Source organism: Streptomyces sp. NPDC044033 (assembly GCF_056434425.1).
In genome coordinates this window covers 54,647-81,367 of record NZ_JBWKFF010000009.1, presented here as the reverse complement: position 1 = coordinate 81,367, position 26,721 = coordinate 54,647, and the positions used below count along the sequence as shown (strand labels likewise).

The 26,721-nt window shown below is 72.8% G+C and carries 21 protein-coding genes and 1 tRNA gene; 11 read left to right on the top strand and 11 right to left on the bottom strand.

Annotated elements, in window-relative coordinates:
- Nucleotides 1-8 precede the first annotated feature (8 nt).
- Nucleotides 9-374: a hypothetical protein gene (locus tag AC07AB_RS17920; protein ID WP_478567353.1), complete on the bottom strand. Its 366-nt coding sequence runs from the start codon at nucleotides 372-374 to the stop codon at nucleotides 9-11.
- A gap of 9 nt (nucleotides 375-383) precedes the next feature.
- Between AC07AB_RS17920 and AC07AB_RS17915 the strand changes: the two genes are divergently transcribed.
- From AC07AB_RS17915 to AC07AB_RS17900, 4 genes are all read left to right on the top strand, one after another.
- Nucleotides 384-536 carry a hypothetical protein gene (locus AC07AB_RS17915; RefSeq protein WP_478567350.1) on the top strand — a complete coding sequence of 51 codons (153 nt, stop codon included), beginning with the start codon at nucleotides 384-386 and terminating at the stop codon, nucleotides 534-536.
- Nucleotides 537-661: 125 nt separating this feature from the next.
- Complete coding sequence (locus AC07AB_RS17910) at nucleotides 662-1,027, top strand: hypothetical protein (RefSeq protein WP_478567347.1); 366 nt, start codon at nucleotides 662-664, stop codon at nucleotides 1,025-1,027.
- A gap of 136 nt (nucleotides 1,028-1,163) precedes the next feature.
- A complete protein-coding gene (locus AC07AB_RS17905) occupies nucleotides 1,164-1,952 on the top strand; it encodes a DsbA family protein (protein ID WP_478567344.1) in 789 nt (262 codons plus the stop codon).
- Nucleotides 1,949-2,935 carry a cytochrome c biogenesis CcdA family protein gene (locus tag AC07AB_RS17900; RefSeq protein ID WP_478567341.1) on the top strand — a complete coding sequence of 329 codons (987 nt, stop codon included), beginning with the start codon at nucleotides 1,949-1,951 and terminating at the stop codon, nucleotides 2,933-2,935. Before AC07AB_RS17905 ends, AC07AB_RS17900 begins: the two co-directional genes overlap by 4 nt.
- Before the next feature lie 17 nt (nucleotides 2,936-2,952).
- Here AC07AB_RS17900 and AC07AB_RS17895 read toward each other — a convergent pair whose 3' ends face one another.
- The 7 genes from AC07AB_RS17895 to AC07AB_RS17865 all read right to left on the bottom strand — a co-directional run bounded on the left by AC07AB_RS17895 (nucleotide 2,953) and on the right by AC07AB_RS17865 (nucleotide 10,882).
- Entirely contained in the window at nucleotides 2,953-3,357 is a 405-nt protein-coding gene (locus AC07AB_RS17895) for an ATP-binding protein (protein WP_478567338.1), read from the bottom strand.
- A 202-nt stretch (nucleotides 3,358-3,559) separates the two neighbouring features.
- The gene (locus AC07AB_RS17890) at nucleotides 3,560-4,150 is read right to left on the bottom strand and encodes a lytic polysaccharide monooxygenase auxiliary activity family 9 protein (protein ID WP_478567335.1); all 591 of its coding nucleotides are present in this window, start codon (nucleotides 4,148-4,150) and stop codon (nucleotides 3,560-3,562) included.
- Between the two features lie 417 nt (nucleotides 4,151-4,567).
- Entirely contained in the window at nucleotides 4,568-5,680 is a 1,113-nt protein-coding gene (locus AC07AB_RS17885; protein WP_478567333.1) for a hypothetical protein, read from the bottom strand.
- 130 nt (nucleotides 5,681-5,810) lie between these two features.
- Entirely contained in the window at nucleotides 5,811-6,245 is a 435-nt protein-coding gene (locus AC07AB_RS17880; protein WP_478567330.1) for an SsgA family sporulation/cell division regulator, read from the bottom strand.
- A 43-nt stretch (nucleotides 6,246-6,288) separates the two neighbouring features.
- On the bottom strand, nucleotides 6,289-7,416 hold the full coding sequence (locus AC07AB_RS17875; RefSeq protein WP_478567327.1) for a C40 family peptidase: 1,128 nt from the start codon (nucleotides 7,414-7,416) through the stop codon (nucleotides 6,289-6,291).
- A gap of 230 nt (nucleotides 7,417-7,646) precedes the next feature.
- Nucleotides 7,647-9,515 carry an SPFH domain-containing protein gene (locus tag AC07AB_RS17870; protein ID WP_478567324.1) on the bottom strand — a complete coding sequence of 623 codons (1,869 nt, stop codon included), beginning with the start codon at nucleotides 9,513-9,515 and terminating at the stop codon, nucleotides 7,647-7,649.
- Nucleotides 9,516-9,526: 11 nt separating this feature from the next.
- Nucleotides 9,527-10,882, bottom strand: a complete 1,356-nt coding sequence (locus tag AC07AB_RS17865; protein WP_478567321.1) for a peptidoglycan-binding protein — start codon at nucleotides 10,880-10,882, stop codon at nucleotides 9,527-9,529.
- 275 nt (nucleotides 10,883-11,157) lie between these two features.
- Here AC07AB_RS17865 and AC07AB_RS17860 point away from each other — a divergent pair.
- The 4 genes from AC07AB_RS17860 (at nucleotide 11,158) to glxA (ending at nucleotide 16,118) form a co-directional block, all read left to right on the top strand.
- A tRNA-Lys gene (locus AC07AB_RS17860) sits at nucleotides 11,158-11,231 on the top strand.
- An 87-nt stretch (nucleotides 11,232-11,318) separates the two neighbouring features.
- Nucleotides 11,319-12,005, top strand: a complete 687-nt coding sequence (locus tag AC07AB_RS17855; protein ID WP_478567318.1) for a FadR/GntR family transcriptional regulator — start codon at nucleotides 11,319-11,321, stop codon at nucleotides 12,003-12,005.
- A 274-nt stretch (nucleotides 12,006-12,279) separates the two neighbouring features.
- Entirely contained in the window at nucleotides 12,280-14,166 is a 1,887-nt protein-coding gene (locus AC07AB_RS17850) for a glycosyltransferase family 2 protein (RefSeq protein WP_478567315.1), read from the top strand.
- Entirely contained in the window at nucleotides 14,163-16,118 is a 1,956-nt protein-coding gene (glxA, locus tag AC07AB_RS17845) for a radical copper oxidase GlxA (RefSeq protein ID WP_478567312.1), read from the top strand. The genes AC07AB_RS17850 and glxA overlap by 4 nt, the downstream gene beginning before the upstream one ends.
- Here the strand turns inward: glxA and AC07AB_RS17840 are convergent.
- Nucleotides 16,090-17,667 (bottom strand): helix-turn-helix domain-containing protein, encoded by a 1,578-nt coding sequence (locus AC07AB_RS17840; RefSeq protein WP_478567309.1) that lies wholly within the window; start codon nucleotides 17,665-17,667, stop codon nucleotides 16,090-16,092. The two genes, glxA and AC07AB_RS17840, sit on opposite strands and share 29 nt — an antisense overlap.
- 246 nt (nucleotides 17,668-17,913) lie before the next feature.
- Between AC07AB_RS17840 and AC07AB_RS17835 the strand changes: the two genes are divergently transcribed.
- The 3 genes from AC07AB_RS17835 to AC07AB_RS17825 all read left to right on the top strand — a co-directional run bounded on the left by AC07AB_RS17835 (nucleotide 17,914) and on the right by AC07AB_RS17825 (nucleotide 21,026).
- Nucleotides 17,914-18,546 (top strand): hypothetical protein, encoded by a 633-nt coding sequence (locus AC07AB_RS17835; RefSeq protein ID WP_478567306.1) that lies wholly within the window; start codon nucleotides 17,914-17,916, stop codon nucleotides 18,544-18,546.
- A gap of 43 nt (nucleotides 18,547-18,589) precedes the next feature.
- Nucleotides 18,590-19,174, top strand: coding sequence for a hypothetical protein (locus AC07AB_RS17830; RefSeq protein WP_478567303.1), 585 nt, complete (start codon nucleotides 18,590-18,592; stop codon nucleotides 19,172-19,174).
- Nucleotides 19,175-19,619: 445 nt separating this feature from the next.
- Nucleotides 19,620-21,026 (top strand): FtsW/RodA/SpoVE family cell cycle protein, encoded by a 1,407-nt coding sequence (locus AC07AB_RS17825; protein ID WP_478567301.1) that lies wholly within the window; start codon nucleotides 19,620-19,622, stop codon nucleotides 21,024-21,026.
- A gap of 218 nt (nucleotides 21,027-21,244) precedes the next feature.
- Here the strand turns inward: AC07AB_RS17825 and AC07AB_RS17820 are convergent, their stop codons facing one another.
- On the bottom strand, nucleotides 21,245-25,036 hold the full coding sequence (locus tag AC07AB_RS17820) for an ATP-binding cassette domain-containing protein (RefSeq protein WP_478567298.1): 3,792 nt from the start codon (nucleotides 25,034-25,036) through the stop codon (nucleotides 21,245-21,247).
- Nucleotides 25,037-25,163: 127 nt separating this feature from the next.
- Nucleotides 25,164-26,195 (bottom strand): glycoside hydrolase family 6 protein, encoded by a 1,032-nt coding sequence (locus AC07AB_RS17815; protein ID WP_478567296.1) that lies wholly within the window; start codon nucleotides 26,193-26,195, stop codon nucleotides 25,164-25,166.
- Nucleotides 26,196-26,721: the final 526 nt, after the last annotated feature.

Here is a 26,721-nt window from a genome sequence, read left to right as displayed (position 1 = left end):
GACTTATGTCATCGGCAGGCGGTGATCGGCGGCTCTGCTCCGCGGCGGCCCCGGTCAGCAGACTCATCCGTATGACCATGACGACGTCCGACATCCCGCAGGCCCCGCAGCAGGCCGCCCCGGCGAAGGCCGCCGGCAGCCGGCCCGTCAAGCCGCTCCCGGTCTGGTTCTTCGCCTTCGAGGTGCGCCCCGACCCGCAGCAGCACCAGCGCGACGGCCACCTTCCGGGTCCCCTTGCCGCGCCACAGCCGCTTGGCGAGCCGCACCCGGGGGCGCAGCACGGTCAGCGAGATCCCGATGTTGACCACGGCCACGGCGATCAGCGGGTACATCGCCCGCGGGTAGGCGTGCAGCAGGTCGTAGGCGGAGGACATGAGCACGCGGTGCTGGGGGTGCTCGGGCTGGCCGTCGCCGGGACGTACGGCCATCTGCTCTTCGCCGTGCTGATGTCGGCCACCACCGTCGCCCTGCTCTGGTACGCCCAGCGGACCGCGCTGCGCGCCATCGAGCGCGACGACGCCCGCACTGCCGCCTGATCGCGGGAGCGGCCCGTAGCATGGGTGGCTGCCGGGCGGGCCCGAGCCCGGACCGGACAGCACACCAGACGAGGGCCCGGCAGCAGAGCCCCGGGCAGTAGAGGACAGCAGAGAGGAGAAGCCGCATGCCGCGCTCCCGCCGGCCGCTCGCCGTCACAGCGCTGCTGTTTCTCCTCGCCGTGCTCTTCGTGCCGAAGCCCTGCGCGCTCGCGGCCGCCCACTCCGAGCCCGCCGCGCGGACGGCCTTCGCCGTCGTCGCCGAGGAGCCGGCCCCGGCGGCCTCGGTCCCCGGCAAGTGCGCGCCGGACCACGCGCCCGCGCACCCCGGCACCGACGCCGCCATCGCCCACCCGCACTCCGACCCGCTCCCCGGGCCGGGTGTCGAGCCCCTCCCGTACACGGCGCCGCCGCTGCCCCAGGCCGGTGGCCCGCGGGCCCCGCCGCTGCCCGTCGCGGGCTGCGCCGAGCTCCTGCCGGTTCTGCGGATCTAGCCGTATCGACACGCCACCCGGCCTGTGACCAGGCCGGACTTCGGCATGTGCCGATTCTTGCGGCGTTGGCGGTCCTCACCGTCCGACGATCCTGACGAACCCATCGAGCCCTTCGAGCCCTGGAGCCCGATCACCCATGTCCTCCCGTATCACCACCCCCTCCCGCCGCGTCGCGGCCATCGGCGCGGTCTTCGCGCTGATCGTGGCGCTCGTCGCCACCGGTATCGCCGTCGGCGAGAACATCAACGACGGCGGCGGGTCCGACTCGGCCGCCTCCTCCGACGCGTCGGCCGGAACCGGCGCCGGCAAGCAGGGCGATGCCCCCGCGGCCGACCCCGAGCAGCAGAAGATGTACGACCAGTTCGACAAGGCGACCGTGCGCCGCGAGGACGGCGACGCGCTCGCCCTCGGCAAGAAGGACGCGCCCGTCGTGCTCGTCGAGTACGCCGACTACCAGTGCTCGTACTGCGGCCGGTTCACCCGTGAGACGCAGCCCGAGCTGGTCAAGAAGTACGTGGACGACGGCACGCTGCGCATCGAGTTCCGCAACTTCCCGATCTTCGGCAAGGACTCCGAGCGGGCCGCCCGCGCCTCCTGGGCGGCGGGCCGGCAGGGCAAGTTCTGGGCGTTCCACGACGAGCTGTACGCCAAGCTCCGCAAGGGCGACGCCCTCGCCGAGGACAAGCTCGTCGACCTCGCGCGCAAGAGCGGCGTCGGCGACGCCGACCGGTTCCGCGAGGATCTGAAGGGCTCGGCCGCCGCTGCCGCCGTCAAGAAGGACCAGAACGAGGCGTACAGCCTCGGCGTCCAGTCCACTCCTTCCTTCGTCATCGGCGGTCGCCCCATCGCCGGGGCCCAGCCGATGAGCGCCTTCGAGGAGGCCATCAAGGCGGCGCGCGACCACGCGAAGGCGGCCGCCAAGTGAACGACATCGGCTATCTCGCCGCCTTCCTGGGCGGCGCCCTCGCCCTGCTCAGCCCGTGCAGCGCGCTGCTGCTGCCGGCGTTCTTCGCGTACTCGCTCGCCAGCCCGGGCAAGCTGCTGGCCCGTACCGGGGTCTTCTACCTCGGGCTCGCCACCACCCTGGTGCCGCTCGGCGCGGCCTCCACCGCAGCCAGCAGGCTCTTCAACGGCCACCGCGATCTGCTGATCACCGTCGGCGGCTGGGTGGTCATCGCGCTGGGCGCGGCGCAGATCGTCGGCCTCGGCTTCGCGTCGAAGCGGGCGCAGGCCGCGGCGGGGCGCATCACGCCGCGTTCGGCGGCGTCCACGTTCCTGCTGGGCTGCGTGTACGGGCTGGCCGGGTTCTGCGCGGGCCCGATCCTCGGGGCGGTGCTGACGGTGACCGCCGTGCAGGGCAACCCGGTGTACGGGGCGTCGATGCTGGCCGTCTACGCCCTCGGGATGGCGCTGCCGCTCTTCGTGCTCGCCCTCTTCTGGGACCGCTTCCAGCTCGGCCGGCGGGGCTGGCTGCGCGGGCGCGCGTTCCGGCTGGGCCGCCTTGAGCTGCACACCACGTCGCTGGTCTCCGGGCTGTTCTTCATCGGCATCGGGGCGCTCTTCCTGGCCTTCGACGGTACGACCGGGCTGCCCGGAATCCTCGACGCCGACCAGGAGTTCCACCTGGAGGAGGTCGCCTCGCGCATCGGGAACGCCGTTCCCGACTACGTGCTGCTGGCGATCGTCGCCCTGGCCGTGGCCGCCGTCCTGGGCCGGATCGCGCTGAAGCCGCCGCCCGGGAAGAAGACGGCCGAGGCCGGGGACGATGACGAGGCCGGGGGCGACGGCAAGGCCGGGGACGGTGGCGGGGCCGAGAACGGTGCCGGGGCCGAGGTCGACGGCAAGGCCGGGGACGATGGCCGGGCCGGGGACGGTGAGGAGAAGGCGGGGGCGCAGACGGGCTCATGAGCCGTGTCGGCCGCGCCTCACGTCACCTCGGCGTCCAGCCTGAACCACACCGTCTTTCCGGTGGAGTTGAGGTCCACGCCCCAGGTGTGGGCGGTCTCGGAGAGCAGGAACATGCCACGGCCGCTCTCGGCGAAGTAGTCGGGCTCCTTGACCGTCGGTATTCCGGCGTCGGCGTCGCTGACCGCGGCCCGTATGCCGCTGGGAAGGTTGTCGATGGTCAGCACGCACTCGGCGGTCGCGGTGTGTTTGTGGACGTTGCTGAGGAGTTCGGTGACGCACATGGCGGCGCCGGGCACGAGGTCCGTACGGCCCCACAGCCGGAGCTGGGACGCGACGGTGCGCCGTACGCGCGCGAACGCCCGTGGCTGAGCGACGAGTTGCTGCTCGAAACGCTGCGTGGGGTTTTCGGCCATGGTGGACATGGCTCCTCCTACTCGCCCCCGGCCGCGAAGAGTTGGCTGCTGTGTTTGTGGATCTTACGAGACGACCGCGGGTGCGCGAAGCCGGGGAGCGTTGGAATCTCGACAACGTCGAGTGGGCGAAGGGCCTCCCCGGGGGTGGGAGGGAGGCCCTTCGTGGTGCCGTGCGCCCTGTGGAGCGGTCAGAGCGAGCGGCTGCTGAGGCTCAGAACTGTACGTCCGAGCAGGCGTAGAAGGCGTTACCGGTGTCGGCGATGTTCCAGACACCGAGGATGAGGTGCTTGCCGGTCTTCTGGGTGGGGATGGTGCCCTGGTGGGTGACGGTGGCTTCCGGGATCCGGCCGCCGAAGGGGACGGTCACGAAGGGCTGCGGCTCCAGATCGGCCCGGGTGAGGGGCTTGTTCGGGTTGTAGCTGTCCTTGGTGATGTAGTACCTGAAGTCGGTGGTGGCGTGCCGGGCGGTGAGCTTCCAGCGGAACTGGAACCCCTGACCGGCGGTGACCTTGGTGGCGGGCCACTTGCCACCGCGCGGGTCGTCGAGTTCCGTGAACGTATCGTTGCCGCCGGCACAGATCTTGCCGTCGGCGGGACCGCTCTTCGGGAAGCCCTTGGGGCCCTCGACGCTCTGCGGCTCGTACTGGATCGCTCCGCAATTCTTCACGGTGCCCTTGGCGCAGTAGGACTGCCGACTGGTGGGTGAGTCGACATAGCCGTGACTGGACGCACTGCCGGTGGCGAACAGTGAGACGCCGGTGATGGACAGGCCGATGACGGCGGCACTGATCTTCTTACGCATGCTTCGCTCCCTGAGAACGTGGGGGGTTCCGTGAGTCGAGTGAAGTGCGGTCTAGACCAAGTGGGAGGCTAGTACCGGCCGTTCATCATGTCCAGACCAATGAAGGCCCGGATCCGGTCGCAGTGCGTACGCACCCCCTTCACCCGCCCGCCGCCGAACGCGCCCCCGGCGTCCACCGGGACCCGGCCACCTGGGCCGTCCCGGCCGCCCGTCAACCGCCTGATGAGCGGCCCCATCCCTCGGAGCTTCGCCCCGACGCGCCTCGGCCCCGGACCGGCGCACGGCGCGCCGGCGGACACTCCGCACGTCCGACGGGCCCCTCCCGTACCGGCCAAGTTGGCCGAAGGCGGCCCGGTGCCCACGCACCTGGTTCACCCTGGCTTCGCGACGCCCCGAAACGCCCCGCCCCGGCGCGGGTTACGCGGCGGTCCCCAGGCGGGCGGCCGGTGGCTGGGGTTCTGTCGCTGTGCGGAGGAGGCCCGCGTAGGCGTGGCGGAGGGCGATGAGGGATTCCTGGGCCTCGCGGTACGCCATGGAGGCCGAGCCGCCGCGGTGGGCCAGGGTGCGTACGGGCGCGCAGTGGCGGTCCATCGCGGTGAGCCAGGCGCGCTGCGGTGCGGGCAGGTGGCGGCGGACCAGTTGGCGGCCGCCTTCGCCGAGCCGGCGGGCGCCCATGCCGAGTACGGCCTCGGCGGCCTGGAGTACGGGCGGCTCCAGCGCGCCCGGCAGCCCGGTGCCGGACCGGCCGCCGATGGCGCCGTGGCCCTGGCCGTCGGCGGCGAGCGCGGTCAGTACGGCGCGCTGCTGCGGGGTACTGGGGGCGAGTTCCAAGGTGCTCTGCTCGGCGTGCAGTTGGGCACGGAGCGTGTGCTGGATGCGGGTGAGGCGGCGCAGCGCCGTCGCCGTGGCGGCCTGCGGCCCGTCCTCGGCGAGGGTGTCGGCGAGGCGGAACAGCCAGATGCCGTGCGCCTCCAGCCGGGTGGCGGCGAGCATCAGGTGGTCGAGGCGGCTGAGCCGCTGCCCGTCGGCCGACCAGCGGACGACCGGCACCAGTTCCTCGCTGCGGGCGAGCTGGTCGATGGAGATCTGGCGGCGCGGCTTGCGGGCCGGGCCCCAGTTGAGGAGGGCGAGCGTGGGCAGGGCCACGAAGTGCGGCCGGTCCAGGCGGTGCGCGACGGCCGCCCACAGGTCGAGGAAGGCCGCGTCGGCGTCCTGCGCCGACGCGGGCGCTTCGGGGTCGAGGTGGGCCCAGCCGCAGGCCGCCGCGATGACCGCGACGCGCATCCCGGCGGCCTCGGCGTTGCGCGGCGACAGCCGGGAGACGCGGATCCGCAGGGCGGCCAGGTCCCCGCCGCGGGCGGCCCGTTCGACCAGTTCGCGGGCGGTGCCGCTGTCGGCGGCGGTGGCGGCCTCGGCGGCGAGCGCGTCCAGCCGCACCCAGGTGCCGATCATGGTGCGTACGGGTGTGCGTGGCGGCAGAAACCCGTGAAGGCGCGGGTCCTGCGGCGCGGTCTCGGTCGCGGTCGTCATTGCGGCCATCCCTCTCGTACCAGCCATCCCTATCGTCCCACTCACCCCAAACGTCCGAGAGGCACCAGACGTTCCATCAGCTCCTGATAAAGCCGTCCGTGCCACCGCCGCACAACCGCCGCCCGCCTCGTCACGGCCGGGCCCCCATCAGGAGTCGCGCCACGTCGCCGTCGAGATCGAGGTGGCGGTGCTCCGTGCCCGGCCGCACCAGCCGCGTCGTCGCGTCCGTCCAGGCGGTGAGGTCCGCCGCGCGCACCGCCAGCACGCAGCGCCCCTCATCCGTACTGAGCTGAAGGTGCACCCGCGCGGGGTGCCCCCGGCGGTGGACCGGCCACACCGACACATCGCCCTCGCCGACCCGCTCCCGCGCCCCGCGCAGCAGCAGCTCGCGGGCGAAGAGCCAGCTCGCGACCGTCTCGCCCCGGCAGGAGAAGACGACGGCGACCTCGTACGGGCGGTCACTGCGATAGCTGAAGCGGCCGAGCACCGGGAGGGGCGGGCAGCTTCCCTCCCCGGGCCCGGGGAGGAGCTCCAGCATCAGAGTGCGGTTCGCTGTCGTGGCCACTGCGAGCAACCTTCTCTCAATGAGAACCGGTCCACACCACGCGTCAGCCGACGCGGCCGTACATGTTGGGGTTGTAGTAGGCGAAGGAAGAGATACGGACCGTCTTCCCGGGCCGGGGCGCCTCCAAGTACTGGCCGCCGCCCAGATAGATCGCCACGTGGTGGATGCCCGAGACCGTGCCGTCGCTGGACCAGAAGACGAGGTCACCGCGGCGCAGGTCGCCGCGCGAGATCTTCTTGGACGCGCGGTACTGGTCGTCGGCGACGCGCGGCACGCTGATGCCCGCCCGGCGGTACGCCTGCTGGACGAGGCCGGAGCAGTCCCAGGCGTCCGGGCCGTTACCGCCCCAGACGTAGGGGTCGCCGAGCTGCGCCATGGCGTACGAGATCGCGGCCTCCGTACCGCGGCCGGAGGAGGACGAGCCGGAACCGGAGCTGGAACCGGAGCTGGAGCTGGAGCTGGAGCCGTGCGAGGAGGAACCGCCGGACTTCCCGCTGCGGGCTTCGTAGCGGTCCTGGTGGCTCGTCCACCACCAGCTGCCGTTGCTCTGGTACCAGTACACGCGGTCGGTGGAGTCCCAGCCCGCCTTGCCCCGGAACGTGGGGTTGGTGGAGTGACCCGCCGTCGAGCGCCCGGCCGAGGAAGAGGACGACGACCCACCGGACGACGCCGACGCTGAACCACCCGCGTACCGCTCGTATCTGTCCTGGTGGCTCGTCCACCACCAGCTGCCGTTCTTCTTGTACCAGTACACGCGGTCCGTGGAGTCCCAGCCCGCCTTGCCCCGGAACGTGGGGTTGGCCGAGTGACCCGCCGTCGAGCGCCCGGCCGAAGAAGAGGACGACGACCCGCCGGACGACGCCGACGCTGAACCGCCCGCGTGCGCCTTGTACTTGTCGTAGTGGCTGGTCCAGCGCCACCAGCCGGTGCCGTCCTTGTACCAGTACTTGGAGCCGTCCCAGCCCGCGTGGCTCGGGGCCGGTTCCGCCGCGGCCGTGCCCGCACCCGCGCCGACCAGGGCCGCGGCGCCCACCGCCGCCGCGATGGCGCCGCGCACCGTGCACCGCTGCGGGGTGCCGCCGTTGCGCCGTGCCGACTCGACCGCCGCGCCCGTGCAGAACGCGCACGCGCAGTCGGTGGGTATCTCCTCGCTGAATGCCGGTGTACGCACTCTTTCCCGCCTTTCTCTAGGTGCTGCGGTCTCTGGATGCGATGCGATGCGATGGGCTGTGGCTTTTTGTGTGCGCTGTGGCTTCTGTGTGCGCTGTGGGTGCGGTGCTCGCCGTTGCTGCTGCTGCGCCTGCCATGGCTGCCGTAGTTGCTGTAGCTGCTGTAGCTGCGGTAGCTGCTGTAGCTGCTGTGAGCCGACGGTGCCGCGGCCCCTACAGGCCGCCCGCCCCGTCAGTGCTTGGCGGCCGAGCTGCCGCGCGCCGTGTAGAAGGCGACGGTCAGGTCCTTGACCAGCGCCTTGCGTTCGTAGTCGTCCAGCTCCACGAGCCCGCGCGCGGTCAGCCGGCTGACCGTGTCGTCCACCGCGTCCACGACCGAGGTCAGCACCGAGTCGCGGTGCTTGGCGTCGATGGCCGCGATCTGGCTGCGCTGCATCGCCACCGCGACCTCGGGCGCGTACTCGATGCGCGTCGGCTGCGCCGAGAAGACCTGCACGCCGATGGAGCGGACCTGTTCGGAGAGGACCTGGGTCAGCGCGTCGCCGACGGCCTCCGCGTCGCGCAGCGTCGGCGCGTCGTCGTGGAAGGCGTCCGCCGGGAGCTGGGACAGGACGCGGGCCATGGCCGCCTCGACCTGTTCGCTCAGATAGCCGGCGTAGTCGTCGACCGCGAGCGTGGCCCGCGCCGTGTCGCGCACCCGCCACACCACCAGGACCACGACGCGCAGCGCGACGCCCTTGGCGTCCACGGCGGCCATGGGTTCGCTGCGCCAGTGCCGCAGCCGCACGTCCACCCGGCGGCGCAGTACCAGCGGGCTGATCCACACCAGTCCGGTGCGCCGCACGCTCCCCCGGTACCGGCCGAAGAGCGACAGCACCCAGGCGCAGCCCACCCGGCCGCGGGTCAGTCCGCCGAACGCCAGCAGCGCGACCACGCCGCCCGCCGCGACGGCCGCCCACTGCCAGGGCAGCACCTCCGTGCGCTCGCGGACCGGCAGCCGGACGGCCCGCAGGGCCTGTTCGGGCAGTACGCCCGCACGCCACAGCAGCCAGCCGCAGCCGCCGAGGGCCAGCAGCCCGACGAGGATCGCCCACCAGCCGGAGAGCGCGGGGCCGGACCGTTCGACGAGGTCGGCGTCGCCCTCGGGGGCCTCGCGCGTCTCGGCGCGGGGCTCGGCCCGCCGCCGGTCGCGGCCACCGAACGCGCCCGCCCCGCCGTCGGTACGCACGCCCCGGCCGGCATGGTCGCCACGGCCCGTACGAGCGCCCCGGTCCGTACGGTCGCCCCGGTCCGTACGAGCGGTGTCGCGCGAGCCCGGACGGCCCGCGGCGTCGGCGAGCGCGGTGGCCGCCGCGATGCCCGCGATGGCCGTGGCGGTGTCCTCCGTACGGGCGGGGGCGCCGCCGCTCGCGGCGGCCGGAGCAGGCACCGGAGCGGCCGCGGGCCCGGGCGAGCCGTCGGACGGGGCGTCAGGCAAGGCCCCGGACGCGGTGGCGGACGGTGCCGTCGTCGCGGGGCCGGAGCGCCTAGGCGGCGCCGGGTCGGCGAGGTCGGCCGGGTAGACGAACTCCTTCCCGGTGTCGGGGTCGATCAGCGGCACGAGGATGAGCGGCTGCTCGGTCGTGTCGTCGTCGGGCGGCTGCGCGCCCTCCCCCGCCGTCGCCTCGCCACCGGTCTCCCCGGGTTCGACCGCCGGGCCCCGGCCGCCCTCGATGACGGCCACCCGGGGCCCCGGCCGGTCGGCCTGGCGCGGACCGGCCGCGTCCCGGTCCTCGACGGGCGCGGGGCCGTGCCCGTGTCCGTCGCGGTCATCGCGGAAGAGCATGTCCATGGGGATGCCCTCGCCGTGCCAGATGGCGCGCATCCGGGTGCCGGTGGACGGGCCGGCGTGCGGCCCGGCATGCGGCCCGGCGTGCGGCCCAGTGTTCGGCCCGGGGCGCGCGCCCCCGTGAGATCCGCCGGGCGCGCCCGTGTGCGGCCCGGCGGCACCACCGTCCTCTCCCCCCTGGCCGCCCTGGCCGCGCCGGTCGTGGTGGTCCCCCTGCTTGCGGGGGTTCGCCGCGCCCGCTGAGGGCCCCGGCTCCTTGCTGTCCTTCTTCATTTTCCGCTCCGTCATGCGAAGAGCCGCCGCCAGGTCTCGGGGCCGGGATAACCGTCGGCGTCGCGGCCGCTCCAGCCCTGCGCCCGCTGGAAAGCCTCGACGTTTCGGCGGTCGCTCTCGCTCCACCGGGGGCCGGGGCCCTGTGAGTAGTGCTTGCCGTAGCCCTTTTTGACCAGCTGCTTGCCGAGCTGTGCGACGTACGGGTTGGACTGGCCGGGGCGGAACGAAGCCGCGCCCGGGTAGGCGGGCGCCTTTGTCCCGCCCTGGTTGCCGCCGGACCCGCCGGAGCCGCCGATGTTCTTGCCCTTGCCGTTCACCAGGTAGTCCCAGGTGGCCCGGCCGGGTATGCCGTCGGCGTCGCTCCCCGACCAGCCCTGCGCCTTCTGGAACGCCTGGGTCGCCCTGCGGTCGGCCTCCGACCAGCGCGGCCCCGGGCCCTCGGAGTAGAACTTGGCGCCGCCGCGCTTCACCAGCAGCCGTCCGAGCCGGGTCACCTCGGAGTTGTACGCGCCGGGGCCGAAGGAACCGGCGCCGGGAAAGGAGGTGGAGCCGCTCCCGTTACCGCTGCCGTTCCCGTTACCGCTGCCGCCGCCCACTACCCCGTTGTAGCGATAGGCCACATAACGGCTGGAGTTGTTCCAGTAGGCATAGGGGGTGCTGCGCTTGAGCGTATGCGGGCGCGTCTGCTCGTACGCGATGTACCGCGTATGCGCGGAATTCGCCCAGCCGCCGAAGACGGTGACGTGCGAACCCGCCCCGGGGTTGGCCGCATTGTGGAAGAGCAGCATGTCGCCCGGCTGCAACTGGCTCTTCGATATCCGGGTGCCGAACTGCGACAGGCTGCCGGTCCACTGGTTGCTGCCGAGATTCCAGGCCATCGAGACGAATCCCGAGCAGTCCTGCCGATATCCGTCGGACCAGTAGTGGCTCATGCTGTACGGAACCTGCTGGTTCACCCAGCGCTGCGCGCGGTCGAGTATCGCGTCGCGGGTGGTGGTGCGGGTCGATACGGCGAGCGCCATCGCCCGCCCCCGGCCGCCGGCCCCTTCGCCGTCGGAGCCGTACAGCGCGCCGGCGCGGCCCTGCGGGGTGGCCTCGGCAGGCGCGTCCGACACCCCGTCATTTCGTACATCTGCGCTATTGGCCTCGGACGGAGCGGGGCCGGCGGCTATCGCCGCGCCCGCGCCGCCGCCGAGCACCGTGCCCGCGGCGGCGACGAGCACGACGGCCCGGCGGGCGCCGTACGCGGCCGGGTGGCCGCCGTCGCGGGCCGGCACCGCGTGCAGCAGCGCCCGGCGGCGCTGTACGCATCCCCCGCAAGCGCAATCGCCCGGGGGATCGAATTCCTCAAACACCGGCATCGACATACGAGTCCCCTCCAGGCCGTGAAGTTCCCGTCGCGCATCCGCACTCGGCACAGCTTCTCAACTACCCGGACAAACCGCATGTTGACGGAGCAACTGATGATCTTGCGCAACAGACATGATCTTCACAGAGCAAAACGGTAGGTTGTGCAGTCCAAAGTCCATAAACCAAAGGACTTTCGGCCCTTTACCCGGACGCCGAGTTCACTCCGCCACCGTGGCGCTCTCCGGTGGTCCGGAGCACCCCCGGAGATCCGGTAGAGTTTTCCCGTCAGCGCGCGCCGCTAGCTCAGTTGGTTAGAGCAGCTGACTCTTAATCAGCGGGTCCGGGGTTCGAGTCCCTGGCGGCGCACGTAAGACTGAGGGCCCCTCGCCATTGGCGAGGGGCCCTCAGTCTTTATCTCTGTTCACATCGGAGGTCGCGGTGCACAGTCGCGGGATGGCGAATGACATCCAGGAACGGATCAAGAAGCTGATCATCGACCAGCGGCTCCCCTCCGGCGCCCCGCTGCCCACCGAGACCGAGCTGATGGAGCTCCTCGGCGTGAGCCGCAACTCGGTGCGCGAGGCGCAGAAGGCGCTGCAGGCGATGGGGATCATCGAGATCCGGCACGGATTCGGCACCTATGTGGGCCCCATGACCATGGCGCCCATGATCGAGGGCCTGATCTTCCGCACCGTCGCCGGGCACTACCGGGGCGAGGACGACCTGCTCCAGCTGCTCGAACTGCGCGAGGCCGTGGAGACCGGCCTGATAGCGCGGCTGGCGGGCCGGGTGCCCGAGGCCGATCTGGCCGAACTCGACGCGCTGGTGGCCCGGATGGAGGAGGAGGCCGCCGCCGGGACGGTACGGGCGGAGACCGACCGGGCCTTTCACGCGACCCTCCACCGCGGACTGGACAACCCGTTGCTGAGCGAGGTCCTGGAGGCGTTCTGGGTCGCCTTCCACCGGGTGCGCACGGATCTGGTCGAGCCGCGCACGGACCCCGCGGTCACCTGTGCGCAGCACCGGGAGATCCTCGCGGCGGTGCGCTCCGGTGACGCCGTACGAGCGGAAGCGGCCATCCGTGACCACTTCGGCAACATCCGTACACGACTTGGTTCAGCGCACCGCTTTGCCCGGTAAACAGCTCGTATCACCCTTGCGATCATGTGGCGGGGTCGGGGACCCTTGCCTGGCGTCATTGGCTCCCACGGCTCCAACGACGCCGCACAACACCCGGGTTGGGGAATCCCGGGGACATTCGTACAGGGGGTCCGGCGGCGGAATGAGCCGCCGGAAGACGGTCGTCGCGCGCCGTGTCCAGGTGGCGGCCGACACGGACGAGCCCGCGCGGTCGAGGGGGATCCACGGGCTCGGAAACTGACACGCAGCCAGCATGCGTGCGGGGGGATGACTCATGACGTCGACGCCTACCGGCGCCCGGCACGGTGACCAACAGGCATACGACCCGTCCGCGACGACCCGACTGCGCATACCGCGCCAGCACCAGGACCCGCACCACACGGGTTCCGGCCGGCTCCCGGCGTCGCGCCGCCGCCCGCCGTCGCGCTACGACTACGAGCACTACAGCCGGCTCGCGGGGCCGCTGACCAAGCCCGACCCGGGGCGCCCGTACCGGGTCCGCTACCGCAGTCTGCTCGCCGACGAACCGCACCGGATACGCGCGGCGCTGCTGCTCGGCGCCGCCCCGGTCGTCTCGCTCGCCCTGCTGCTGTGGCTGATGCAGCCCGCGCACTGGACCGAGCGGGACCACGCGACCACGTCCATGAAGGTCCTCGACACCGTGATGCTGGTGTCGATCGGGCTGATCGAGCTGTTCCGCACCTTGAACGTCACCTCCAACGCGCATGCGACGCTGGTGGCCCGCGACCCGATCCCGGTGGTGCCCGAGACCGGCACCAAGGTCGCCTTCCTCACCTCGTTCGTGCCCGGCAAGGAGCCGATCGAGATGGTGACGAGGACCCTGGAGGCGGCCGTACGGCTGCGCCACCGGGGGCTGCTGCACGTATGGCTGCTCGACGAGGGCGACGACCCCGAGGTCAAGGAGGTCTGCAGGCGGCTGGACGTGCACCACTTCTCCCGCAAGGGCGTCGAGAAGTGGAACCGGCCCAAGGGACCGCACCGCGCGAAGACCAAGCACGGCAACTACAACGCCTGGCTCGACGCGCACGGCGACGACTACGACTTCTTCGCCTCGGTCGACACCGACCATGTGCCGCTGCCGAACTTCCTTGAGCGGATGCTGGGGTACTTCCGCGACCCCGACATCGCCTTCGTCGTCGGTCCGCAGGTCTACGGCAACTACGACGCGGCCGTCACCAAGGCCGCCGAGAGCCAGCAGTTCCTCTTCCACGCCCTGATCCAGCGGGCGGGCAACCGCTACGGCTCGCCCATGTTCGTCGGCACCAACAACGCCGTGCGCATCAGCGCCCTCAAGGGCATCGGCGGCCTCTACGACTCGATCACCGAGGACATGGCCACCGGCTTCGAGCTGCACCGGCACCGCAACCCGGGCACCGGCCGCAAGTGGCGCTCGGTCTACACGCCGGACGTGCTCGCCGTCGGCGAGGGGCCGAACGCGTGGACGGACTTCTTCACCCAGCAGCTGCGCTGGTCGCGAGGGACGTACGAGACGATACTCAAGCAGTTCTGGAAGGGCCCCTTCACGCTGTCGCCGGGCAAGCTGCTCAACTACACGCTGATGGTCATCTATTACCCCATGACGGCGGTGAACTGGATGCTGGGCGGGCTCAGTTGCGCGCTCTTCCTGGGCCTCGGCGCCTCGGGCATCCAGATCAACTCCGAGGTCTGGATGATGCTCTACAGCGACGCCGCGGCCCTCCAGATCGGGCTCTACATCTGGAACCGTCGCCACAACGTCTCGCCCCACGAGCCCGAGGGCTCGGGCGGCCTGGCCGGCATGGTGATGTCGGCGCTCTCCGCGCCGATCTACGCGCGCTCGCTGCTGGACGCGGTGCTGCGCCGCAAGAGCACGTTCGTGGTGACGCCGAAGGGCGACTCGGCCAGCCCCGACACGCTCTTCGGCACCTTCCGGGTGCACCTCTTCTTCCTGCTGGTCTTCGGCGGCTCCCTGGTGGCCTCGTTCCTGCTCGGCCATACGCACGTGGCGATGCGGACCTGGGCGACGCTGGCGCTGCTGATCACGGTGGCGCCGATCCTGGCCTGGGCGTGGACGCTGCGCCGGGACAGAAGAGACCGGCGTGACCGCGGCGACCCGCAGAACCAGACCGCCCAGCTCGCTCTTGGGGGATCCGACCGATGAAGTACCGTCCGAGCCGCCGCACCCGCCGGATAGCCATCGGCGGGGCGGCGGTCCTCGTGCTGGCCGGGCTCAACGGGCCGGCGATCTGGGGTTTCGCCTCCGAGAAGTACCACGACTACAAGATCAACCAACCCGAGTACAAGGCGCGCAACGGCCACTGGAACGTGATCGACGTACCCGAGCAGTACAAGATCAACACCATTCACGCGGCCCTGCTGCACACCGGCAAGGTGCTGCTCGTCGCGGGCTCCGGCAACAACGCCGCCAACTTCAAGGCCAAGTCCTTCCGTACGGTCCTGTGGGACCCGGAGAAGAACACCTTCAAGAACATCCCCACCCCGAAGGACCTCTTCTGCGCCGGGCACACCCAGCTCCCGGACGGCAAGCTGCTGGTCGCGGGCGGCACCCAGCGCTACGAGAAGCTGGGCGGCGACGTCACCCGGGCCGGCGGCCTGATGGTCGTCCACAACGAGGACCCGGACCGGCCGCGGACCTTCCCGGCGGGCACGGTCTTCACGGGCAAGGCGACCGGCAAGTCCTTCGCGTCCAAGGACAACCTGCTGGTGCCGCGCGCGAAGAAGGCCAAGGACCCGAAGACCGGCAAGGTCACCGTCACGGCCAGCACGGCGCGCGTCTATGTGGAGGCCCTGGAGAAGGGGGCCGAGCACGAGACCGGGCTCACCGACAACTACACCATCAAGGGGCTGACCGGCGCGGACGCCCGTAACTTCTACGGCATCGCCAACAAGCTGTCGTTCGACAAGAAGGACTTCCAGGGGATCAAGGACAGTTACGAGTTCGACCCGGTCTCCGAGCGCTACATCACGGTCGACCCGATGAACGAGGCCCGCTGGTATCCGACGCTGACCACGCTCCAGGACGGCAAGGTGCTCTCGGTCTCCGGCCTGGACGAGATCGGCCAGGTGGTCCCGGGCAAGAACGAGGTCTACGACCCGAAGACCAAGAAGTGGACGTACCTGCCCAAGCAGCGGTTCTTCCCGACCTACCCGGCCCTCTTCCTCACCGACCAGGGCAAGATCTTCTACACCGGTTCCAACGCCGGTTACGGACCGGCCGACCAGGGCCGCGTCCCCGGCGTCTGGGACCTCAAGAGCAACGCCTTCAAGACGGTGCCCGGCATGAGCGACCCGGACGCGCTGGAGACCTCGATGTCGGTGCTGCTGCCGCCCGCCCAGGACCAGCGGTACATGGTGCTCGGCGGCGGCGGCGTCGGCGAGGACAAGAAGTCGACGGCCAAGACCCGCATCGTGGACCTGCACGCGAAGGACCCGCGCTTCAAGGACGGCCCCGACCTGTACGCGAAGGCCCGCTACCCGAGCAGCGTCATCCTGCCCGACGACACCGTGCTGACCACCAACGGCTCCGGCGACTACCGGGGCCGCAGTGACTCCAACGTCCTCAAGGCCGAGATCTACGACCCGAAGACCAACGGCAAGCACGCCGTCGCCGACCCGCTGGTCGGCCGCAACTACCACTCGGGCGCGCTGCTGCTGCCCGACGGCCGGGTCATGACCTTCGGCTCCGACTCGCTCTACGGCGACAAGGGCAACACCAAGCCCGGCACGTTCCAGCAGCAGATCGACCTCTACACCCCGCCGTACCTCTACAACGACTCGCGGCCGGATCTGAAGGACACCGGCGCCCGGCCGCGGACGGTGAAGCTGGGCGGCAGGACCACCTTCAAAACCGGTCACGCCGCGACGATCCGCAAGGCCCGCCTGATCCGGCCGGGCTCCTTCACGCATGTGACCAACATCGAGCAGCGCTCCATCGCGCTCGACTACACGAAGACCGCGGACAGTGTCACGGTCACGCTGCCGAAGGACCCGTCGCTGGTGCCGCCGGGCTGGTACATGGTGAATGTGGTGGACGACCAGGGCACGCCCTCGAAGGCGGTGTGGCTCAAGGTCCCGGAAGCCGCTGGTCCGTGAGGCGCGGTTCGTCGAGCCGGACCTCCGCCAGCTGACGGCCCGGCAGCTTGCGGTCCAGGGGCAGGCGGTCCGGCAGCAGGCGGGCCGCCGGACGGCGGTCCTCCGGGCGCCGGTCCGCCGCGGTCCGGTCCACCGAGGCCCGGTCCGCGAGGGGTACGGGCGGCCCGGCCTGCTCCAGCGCGAACAGCCGCAGCAGGGGGTGGAAGCCGTAGCGGCCGGGGGCCGGCGACTCCAGCAGCTGGGCGTCGACCAGCCGTTCCAGCACCGGCTCGGCCTCGTGCGGCGCCCGGTGCGTCCGGCGCGCCGCGTCCCCGGCGGTCAGCTCGCCCGGGGCCTCGGCGAGCAGCGGCAGCAGCTCTGCGGCCAGCCGGTCCGCCTCGCCGCCGCCGAGCAGGCCCTGGTAGCCCGCCTCGAAGGTGGCGCGGACCCGCAGATCGGCGTACTCCAGCTCGTCGAGCCGGTGCCGGGGGTCGGCGAGCCGGTCGGCGAGGACCCGTACGGGCCAGTGCGGGCGGGCCGCCAGCCGGGCGCCCGCGATGCGCAGCGCCAGCGGCAGGTGCCCGCAGTAGCCGGCCATCGCCTCCGCCGCCGGCCGGTCGGCGGCCAGCCGCCGCGGGCCCGCGTACGCGCCGAGCAGGGTCAGCGACTCCTCCATCGGCAGCAGGCCCACATGCAGATGGACGGCGCCGTCGACGGTGGCGAGGACGCGGCGGCTGGTGACCAGGACCGCGCAGCTCGGCGCGGCGGGCAGCAGCGGCCGCACCTGGGCGGCGCCGTACGCGTTGTCCAGCACGACCAGCAGCCGCCGGTTCGCGGCCAGTGCGCGGTACAGCGCCCCGGCCCCCGCCTCGCTGACGGGCAGCGGTCCCTTGGCGCCGAGGGCGCGCAGGAACCGGACCAGGACCGTGGCCGGCGCGAGCGGGTCCTGCCCGGGGCCCGCGCCGCGCAGATCGGCGTAGAGCTGCCCGTCGGGGAAGCGGTCCGCCAGCAGGTGGGCGGCGTGCACGGCGAGCGCGGACTTGCCGACGCCGCCCGGCCCGTCGAGCGCGGCGATCGGGCACGGCCCGGGCGGCGTGAGGGGCCGCAGCAGGTCCAGGGAGGCCAGCTCGTGGACCCGCCCGCACAGCACGGGCGGGTTGGGCGGTAACTCGCGGGGCACGGTGTCCGGCCGGGCGCGGGCGGGGCCGCCGCCGTCCCCGTCGGCGGCCGGCCGCGTACGGGCCCGGCGCCGCTCCTCCACCCGGTCGCGCGCCGTGGCGAGCGCGCCGAGTTCGGGTCCGGTGGCGCCGAGCAGCCGGACCAGGACGTCGAAGCGGTCGGTGGGCGGCAGCGTCTTGCCCGCGAAGTAGTCCCCGATGGCCCCGTGCGCCCATCCGGTGCCGGCCGCGAGCTCCCGGTAGGTCAGCTGCGAGTCGCCCCGCTGCCGGGCCGCCCTGCGGCGCAGCCGGCGCAGCAGGGCGGCCAGCTCCTCCACGCTGTCGATGCCGCCGAGATCCTCGCGGTCACCGCCCGGCGATATTCCCTCGAATCCTCCGGTCCCCCCACCCATGTTTCCCCCGTTCGATCCGCCCGGTCGTGTACACCGCAGCCCCCGTGTGCCGCCCTGCTGTCCGGGCCCATCCGAACCTGTCCGGTGGCGGCCATTTTCCCCGAGGAGACTTAAGTGATTGTGCAAGCATTTCCCTGATCAGACAACCTCTGCCACCCGATGATTTCCCGCACCGCACTCCGTGCGGCATTCATGTGATTGCCGTCCAGGGACCGGAATGGAAATCTCCGAAGGAGACAACGCATAATGAGTCAGGTCTGCAACAAAAAGCCTCCGCTGGCTCCGTCGCCATCCGAAGGGGCCCTCCGCGACCTCTACGACAGCGTCGACGCGCCCGTCGCCACCGGCTCGGCCCACTTCATGCGGGCGGGCAGCGAACTGCACCTCGTCCACCGCGACCTGGAACTGGGCGACCAGCGCCAGGCGGAGGTGCGCGTCGCCTGCGCCGCCGCCGCGGTCGGGTCGGCGCTGGCGGACTACGAGTCGTCCCGCGAAATCGCCCGTGAGCTGGGCTTCCACGCCGTGCACGACGCACGTCTGCGGGCGGCGGGACGAGAGGGCGTCCAGGTGCTCGACGTGCTGCGCGAGGCGGGTGCGCAGGGGCTGGTGGCGCTCGACGAGGAATCGCTGCGCGCCATCGCCGCGCAGTACGCCGAGGGCGGGGACGAGTCGGCATTCGGTGGTTTCGTCGACACGCTGCGGGAATTCTCCGCAGAACTCGACACGTTCGCCCGTACCGCCGGCGCCCAAGGTCCCGTCGAGTGGCAGCAATTCGCCTGGAAATCGATCACGGAATTCGACCGGATTCGAATCCGCGGACAGGCGATAGCCATCATCAACATCTTCGGAATGACCAACGTGTCGACCGCGGTCGGCTGACGGTCCGGCACGCCCCGCCAACTTCTTTAAGGAGGAAGAACGGATGACTCAAGTCTGCAACAAGGCGCTCCAGCTGTCCCAGCGGGCCCTGAGCGACAAGAAGCGTCTCGCCCAGCACGCCGGCGTCGAACTGCTCGCCGCGACCAGCGACCTCTTCAAGGCGCTCGAACTCGCCGAGCACGAGGACGCCCCGGCCGTCGCGGGGGTGTACGTCGCCTCGGCCGAGAAGCGGCTGCGCCACGCCGACGAGCTGCTGGCCGAGGTCGCCGCGGTCCTCGCCACCGGCGAGCTCAGCGAGGAGACCCGCGACTGGTACCAGCGCCTCGACTACGACCGGCTGTACCGCACGGGCGTCGAGCTCGGCATGGCACCGCGCGGCGCGGAGCTGTGGTCCGAGATCACCGAGGTGACCGTGGCACACGGGCCCACGGGGGTGTGCCAGGCGCTCCGCGACCGGGTCCTGGCGACGGCCTCCCTGATGGCCGAGTGGCTGAGCGGCGTCGGCGACCCCGAGTCCGTGGGCCGGATCGTGCGGCTCCAGTCCGCCATGGCCGAGCTGACGGTCCACGCGCAGCTCATGGGGTACCTCAACAAGGTGGAACCGCGGGACCCGCACTGGCTGAAGTGACCTGCCCGCGGTGCGCCGTCCGGCGCACCGCGGCTGACCGGGGCAGCGACAGGGAACCCCCGGGAGGAGAGCGCCGGCCTGACCGCCGGCGCTCTCCTCATGCCGCCGCCGACCCGGGCGGCGGGGTGCGGCGACCCGGCGGGCGCGGACAAGGGTCCCGAAGCCCCCCGCCGCCCCGCACCGCGACGGTGCGGGCCCATGCACAAGCCCCGCGCCGCGACGGTGCGGGCCCGTACACAAGCCCCGCACAGCGGGCCCACAGGGGGTGCACGGTCAGCCGGCTCCGCGCGCATGACTAATCTCTCCTCGGCGGTTGCATCATCACGCAACCTTGCGTGACCTCCCAAGTCTCTAGATGAGCGGGCGGACTCGTGCCGTGTCACCAGGAGCCGGGTCCGCCGTTGGCGGCCGCGATGAGACCGACATTCGACTGAGGAGCATGGGGATGGGCGCAGGCAGAAGGGGTTCGGCCCGTGAGGCGCGGCCCGAGGAGTCCCGCGGCCGGCGGGCGGAGCTGCTGATGCTGGTCCTGGCGGTGCTGCTGACGCTGTTCGGCTACGCGTCGGTGGGGCTGGCCACGGAGGGGAAGCTGCCGGCGGAGCTGCCCATGTACGCCCTCGGGATGACGGCGATGGCCATGGGGGCGCACTGGGCGGTGCGAAGATTCACCCCGCACGCCGATCCGCTGATCCTGCCGATCGCCGTCGCGCTGAGCGGTCTGGGGCTGGTCCTGATCCACCGGCTCGACCTCGCGTTCGCCCTCAGCTCCCCCAAGACGGCGGTGACGGTGGCGCCGACCCAGCTGATGTGGGGCGCCATAGGCATCGCGGTCTGCGTCGCCGTGCTGATCTTCCTCAAGGACCACCGGCACCTCCAGCGGTACACCTACATCAGCATCACGATCGCCCTGGTGATGCTGATCGCCCCGGTGTTCTTCGGCGCGGACACGCTCGGCGCGAAGCGGTGGATCAGGCTGGGGTCGCTGTCGTTCCAGCCCGGTGAGTTCGTCAGGATCGTCATAGCCGTGTTCTTCGCCGGTTATCTGACGATGCACAAGGACGCCCTCGCGCTGGCCAGCCGACGGGTGCTGGGCTTCTCGCTGCCGCGCGGGCGGCAGTTCGGCCCGATCGCCGCCGTGTGGCTGCTGAGTCTGCTGGTGCTGATCTTCGAGCGGGACCTCGGCACCTCGCTGATCTTCTTCGGGCTGTTCGTGATCATGCTGTACATCGCCACCGAGCGCACCAGCTGGGTGGTGACCGGCCTGCTCATGTTCGCCGTCGGCGCGACCGTGGTAGGCGCCATGGAGCCGCATGTGCACGGCCGCATCTCCGCCTGGCTGCACCCCTTCGCCGCCCTGAACGACCCGGGCGCCGGCTCCGACCAGCTCGCCAAGGCCCTGTTCGGCTTCGGCAGCGGCGGCATCCTGGGCACCGGGCTCGGCTCCGGCCGCCCCGACCTCATCGGGTTCGCCGCGCGCAGCGACTTCATCCTCACCAGCGTCGGCGAGGAGCTCGGCCTCGCGGGCATGACGGCGGTCTTCCTGCTCTACGCGCTGCTGGTGGAGCGCGGGCTGCGGGCCGCGCTCGACGCCCGCGACTCGTTCGGCAAGCTGCTCGCCGCGGGGCTCGCCAGCGCGCTGGCGCTCCAGGTCTTCGTGGTGTCCGGCGGCGTCACCGGGCTGATCCCGCTCACCGGCAAGGCCCTGCCCTTCCTCGCCCAGGGCGGCTCGTCCCAGGTCGCCAACTGGGTCCTCATCGCGCTGCTGTTGAAGGTCAGCGACTCGGCCCGCAGACCGGCACCGGAGCCCGCGGCCGAACTCGACGAGCAGTCGACGCAGCTGATACGGCGCTGAGGGCCTGCGCCATGTCCCCGGCCGGGTCGGCGCGCGGCCGTCCGGTGCGCGCGGATCGCGAGGCGCCGCAAGGCCCTCGCACCGGAGCCCCCAGGGCGTTCCGGCAACGCCGCCCGCGTGCGCACCCGGCATCGCACGCCCGGCCAGGGGCGTGGCACAGGCTCTGAGGCCACGCTCCGCGAGGACGGCGGCGGCCGCCCGGGGCCGGGCCGCCGCGCCTACCGGTAGGCGCCGGCCTGGAGCCCGTACATCGAGGCGTAGCGCCCGCCCAGCGCCAGCAGTTCCCGGTGGGACCCGGCCTCCGCGACGCGGCCGCCGTCGAGCACGAGGATCAGGTCGGCGGCCCGTACGGTCGAGAAGCGGTGCGAGACCAGCAGGGTGATCCGCGCCCCCGAGCCGGCCCGGGCCGCCGCGCAGATCCGCTCGAACAGCGCGTGCTCCGTCTCCGCGTCGAGGGACGCGGTCGGCTCGTCCAGTACGAGCAGCAGGGGGTCGGTGCGCATCAGCGCCCGCCCCAGGGCCACCTTCTGCCACTGGCCGCCGGACAGGTCCACCCCGCCCTCCCAGCGGCGGCCGAGCGGGGTCTCCAAACCGTCGGGCAGCGTGCCGGGCAGCTCGGCCGCGCCCGCCCGCTCCAGCGCCGCCCGGACCCGTCCGCCGTCCGCCACGCGCTCCACGTCGCCGACGCCGACGCTCTCACGTACGGGCAGCTCGAAGCGGACGAAGTCCTGGAACCCGGCGCTCAGCCGGGCCCGCCAGGCGGCGGGGGCACAGGCGGCCAGCTCGGTCCGGTCCAGGAGGATCCGGCCGCCGGTCGGCTCGTACAGCCGGCACAACAGCTTGACCAGGGTGGTCTTGCCGGAGCCGTTCTCCCCGACCAGCGCCACCACGCTCCCCGCGGGCAGTTCGACGCTGACGTCGCGCAGGACGCGGCGGCGGGTGCCGGGGTAGCTGAAGGACAGCCCCTCCACGCGGATGCCGCGGCCGAGTCCGGCGGGGACGGCGGCGGTCGGGGCGGGGGGCCGCGCCCGGCGCGCGTACGAGCGCAGCCAGCGGAACCGCTCGGCGCTCTGCACCAGGTCCACCACCACCCCGGTCGTGCTCACCAGCCCGGCCACGTGCCCCACGAACCGGCCGGCCAGCACCACCGCGAGCAGCAGCGCGCCCAGGCTCGCCTGCCCGCGGGCGGCGAGGGCGGCGACGAAGCCGACGGCGGCGACAAGGGAGAGCGTGTTCAGCGCCCCGGCGACGGCCCCGATGGCCGCCACCCGCCACTGCGCCCGCCGCATCACGGCGTCGGCCCGCCGCCGGGCCGCCCGCCGCCTGCGGCGGAGTTCCGGGCCGAGACCGCAGACGCGCAGCTCCTTGCCCGCGGCCGGGTCGGCCGCCAGGCCGGTGAGGAGCGCCGCGAGCCGGTAGTCGGCGGCCGACGCGTCCGTCGCGCGGGCCGCGGCCCGGCGGCCGGCCACTTGGACGCGCAGCGCGAGCAGCCCCACGAGCGGCAGCGCCAGCAGCGCCGGATGGACCGTGGCCAGCAGCACCGCGGTCACCAGGAACCCCGCGAACTCCTCGACGAGGTTGAGCAGCCAGTTCAGCAGCCCGCCCATCGCGAGCGCCCGGCTCCGCAGCAGTTGCAGCCGGTCCTGGAACGCGGGCGACTCCTGATGCCGCAGCCCCGCGATCCCCGCCGTCAGACGCGCCAGCGTCCGGTCGAACGCGAACCCCACCCGCTCGCTCAGCCCGATCCGCGCGGCGACCCCGGCCAGCTCGACGGCCTGCCACGCGCCGAGGCTGACCACGAGCAGCGCCGTGGCGGTGAGGGTCGCCCCCAGCTCCTGCCGCTGCGCGCCGTCGGCCATGTCGCGCAACCACAGCGCCTGCAGCGCCGCCACCCCGGCCCCGGCCGGCACCAGCAGCAGCCCGAGCGCCGCGCCGCCCTTCGCCTCCCGGAACGCCCCTCGGATCAGCGTGCCGAGCGCGGCGAGGGAACCGCCGATCCGGCGGGGCTCCGCGCCGAGATCGGCGCCGTCGGCATCGGCTTCGGACTCGCATTCATGAGGTACGGGCGCGGGTGCGGGCGGGAGTACGGGCGGGGCTTTCGGCGCCGGCGCCCCGTCTTCAGCGTCCCCGGCACCCCCGACGTCCCCGGCGTCCCCGGCGTCCTCGGCGTCCCCGACGGCGAAGCGGGCCGCCTGGAGCGCGTACATGCGCGCGTACCGCCCGCCCAGCGCCACCAGCCGCTCATGCGTGCCGCTCTCCGCGACCCGGCCCCCGTCGAGCACGTAAATGAGGTCTGCGCGGCGCACCCCGGAGAAGCGGTGCGAGACGAGCACCGTGGTGGCCCCGCGGGCGGCCCCCAGGAAGCGGTCGAAGAACTCGGCCTCGGCGCGGGCGTCGAGGTTGGCGGTGGGCTCGTCCAGGACGAGGACGGCGCCGTGCCGGGCGGCCAGCAGCGCCCGGGCCAGCGCGACCTGCTGCCACTGGCCGCCGGAGAGGTCCGCGCCGCCGGTGAACTGCCGGGACAGGACCGTGTCCCAGCCCGACCCCAGCCGCCCCGGGAGCGCGGCGCCGCCCGCCGCGGCCAGCGCCTCCTCCAGAGCCGCACCGTCCTCGGCGGCGGAGAGGTCGCCGAAGGCCACGTTGACGCGGAGCGGCAGCGGGTACTTCACGAAGTCCTGGAAGACCACGGCCAGTCGGCGGCGCCACTCGTCCGGCCCGGCCGCCCGCAGGTCGGTCCCGTCGACCGTGATCCGCCCGCCCTCCGGCTCGTACAGCCGGGCCAGCAGCTTGATGAGGGTGGTCTTGCCCTCGCCGTTGGCGCCGACGATCGCGACCGAGGTCCCGGCGGGGATGCGCAGGCTGAGCCCGTCGAGGACGTTGCGGCCGGTGCCGGGGTAGGCGAAGGTGACCGACTCGACGGCGATCTCCCGGCGGGGCGGGCCGAGCGTGCGCACGGCGGCGGCGTCCGCGCCCTCCATACCGGCGGGGGCCCCGGCCGCCGCCGCCCGCTCCTCCAGGGCGGCGAGCGAGCGCAGCCCCAGCAGCGCGTCGCGGACCAGGTAGTCGAAGTCCCCGGCCCAGCCCAGCACCGGCAGCCCGAGCGCCGCCTGTACGACGATCACGAGCCGCGCGAGCCCCAGTTCCCCGCGCGCCGCGGCGACGGCCGCGTACCCCAGCACCAGCGCCTCGGCCAGGACGAGGAAGAGCACCGCGCCGTAGGCGCGGCCGGTCGCCGCGCGCCGGGTGGACCACACGGCCGCCATCGCCGTGCGCCAGATCTCCGTCATCCGGCCGGCCGCCCACTCGCCGAGGCCGAAGACCCGGATCTCCTTCGCCGGTCCCGCGTCGAGCGCGAGGCTCCGGAAGTACCCGGACCGGCGGATCGCGCCGCTCGTCGCGGCCATGCTGCCGTGCACGCTGCGCGCCACGCCCAGGTTGGTGCGGTAGGTGAGGGCTCCGGCCGCGCACAGCAGCACCGGCGCCCACCAGGCGAGCGGCGCGAGCAGCCCGATCAGCGCGAGCGCCTGGAGCCGGGGCTGCACCACCTCCGGCACCAGCTCCGCCAGCGCGTCCGGCCGGGTGCCGGGGCCCGTGGCGAGCCGCAGGACGTCGGCGTACGCGGGGTCTTCGAGGTGCGCGATGCCGTACGGGCCGCTGCCCGCGGCCATCACCCGGTCGTCCACCGCGTCCGCGACCCGCAGCCGCAGCGCGTCCGTCAGCCCGGACTGGAGGGCGCCCAAGGCCGTACGGGCGAGGGCGAGCGCGCCGAACGCGGCGAGGACGACCAGCAGATGGCGGCCGGCGGCGGAGCCGAGCCCGGCGCCGACGACGGCGGGCAACGCGCCGACCAGCAGGCCGGTGGCGACGACGACCAGCGCGGCGGTGGCCGCGGCGGCGAGGACGACCGTACCGAGCGCGAGGGTGTGCCCGGGGGACGCCCGCCACAGCAGCCGGGCGGCCGAGGCGGCCCGCAGGGGCGCGGGCACGCGCCGGTCCGCTCGGCTCGCCATGGCGCGGCCCCCCTGAGCCGGTACGGGCGACCGGGCAGATCCGCATGCTCACAGAGGTCCGGGCCGGGCGGCGTCCGTTCCCGGCCACCGCCGGACGGGGCCGGACAGCCCCGCGCCCCGGGCCGGTTCAGCGGGCGTTGCGGGCCAGTTCGAGCGCGTACTTCTGCCACCACGTGCCCGCGCCGGGGCCGCCCTTGCAGGTGCCGTCCGACTCGCCCGGTCGCTTGATCCACAGATAGGCGTCCACGCGCGGGTCGCCGGTCTTGACGGTCGGCGGTTCGCCGAGCGCGCGGCCGGCCGGGTTGCACCAGGTCTTCTCGTGGTCGGCGCCGGCCAGCGGGCCGTTGCCGTTGCGGCTGGTGTCGACGACGTAGTGCTTGCCGCCGAGCAGCCCGGACAGCTTGTCGCCGTACTCCTTGTTCGCCTCGGTGGTCTGGAAGTTGGAGATGTTCAGGGCGAAGCCGTCGGCTGCGTCTATGCCCGCCCGCTTGAGCGGGTCGACCATGCGGTCCGGGGGCGTGACCCAGTTCGGGTTGCCCGCGTCCAGGTAGACCTTGGTGTTGGGGAGCGCCTTGAGCTTGTCCACGGCCTCCTTGAGCAGCGCGAACCGCTCCTCGTGGAACTGCGCGGGGGTGCAGCCGTCCCCGATGTGCGGCAGCGCGTCCGGCTCCAGGACCACGGTGGCGCGGCGGTCCCCGATGCCGCGCAGCGCCTTGTCCAGCCAGGCCCGGTAGGCGTCGCCGTCGGCGGCGCCGCCCTGGGAGTACTGGCCGCAGTCGCGGTGCGGGATGTTGTAGAGGACCAGCAGCGCCTCGCGGCCCGCCTTGGCCGCGGCCTCGGTGAAGCCGCGTGTCTGGCCCTCCGGGTCGTCGATGCCGACCCACTCCGCGACCGGCTGGGCGGCGATCTTGTCGATCAGCGCGGCGTCGTCCTTCTCGCCGTCCGCGCGCAGCTTCGCCGCCTGCTTGGCGGCCGTGCTGTCGGGGTTGACCCAGTAGGGGGCCGTGGACTTCGGCCGCTGCGTGGGGTTTTCGCCCTTGTCGGGCTTGTCGGAGGAGGACGAGCAGCCGGCGATCAGCAGCAGCACCCCCACCGCCGCCCCCGCCTGTGCCGTGCTGATTCCGGCTCGGTGCCTGCGGCCGGTGTGACTGCCGTACATCCACTCCCCCTTGGCTGCACTCCTGGAATGGCCCAGGCCCTCAGCGGGACAAATCCGGTCCCGCCAATCCTGACACGGGGGCCCCGGCGGCCGGCCTGTACCGAGAAGCTGTTACGGCCATTCAGCGACCCCCGGCGGGCGTCCTCCCTCACCGGCACTCTCCGGATACCGGCATGTCAGCGCCGCCGTACGGGCCGCCCGGCCACCCTCCGGGCACCGCACCGGCGCCGACGGCGCTCCGTGTCCGCCGGGCAACTTGGCATCAACTCACCCTGGTGGACCGGGAGCTGATGTCCTAAAATCTTCGCCGTGGCCCCGGCCCCCGGCCGCACCAAGCCTCCCGCGGTCGCGCCGGACCACTCCCGCAGTCCTGGCTCCCGCGGTCGAGGTCGGTCCGGGTCGGCGGCCCCGAGGGGAGCGGGCCGCTGCCCCGGCCCGGTTGGCGGCACGCCCGACGCCCACCCGTTCGGCGCAGCGCGTCGGCGATCGCCGATTCAGGCGCCGGCGGCGGGCACGCGGCTCGTCA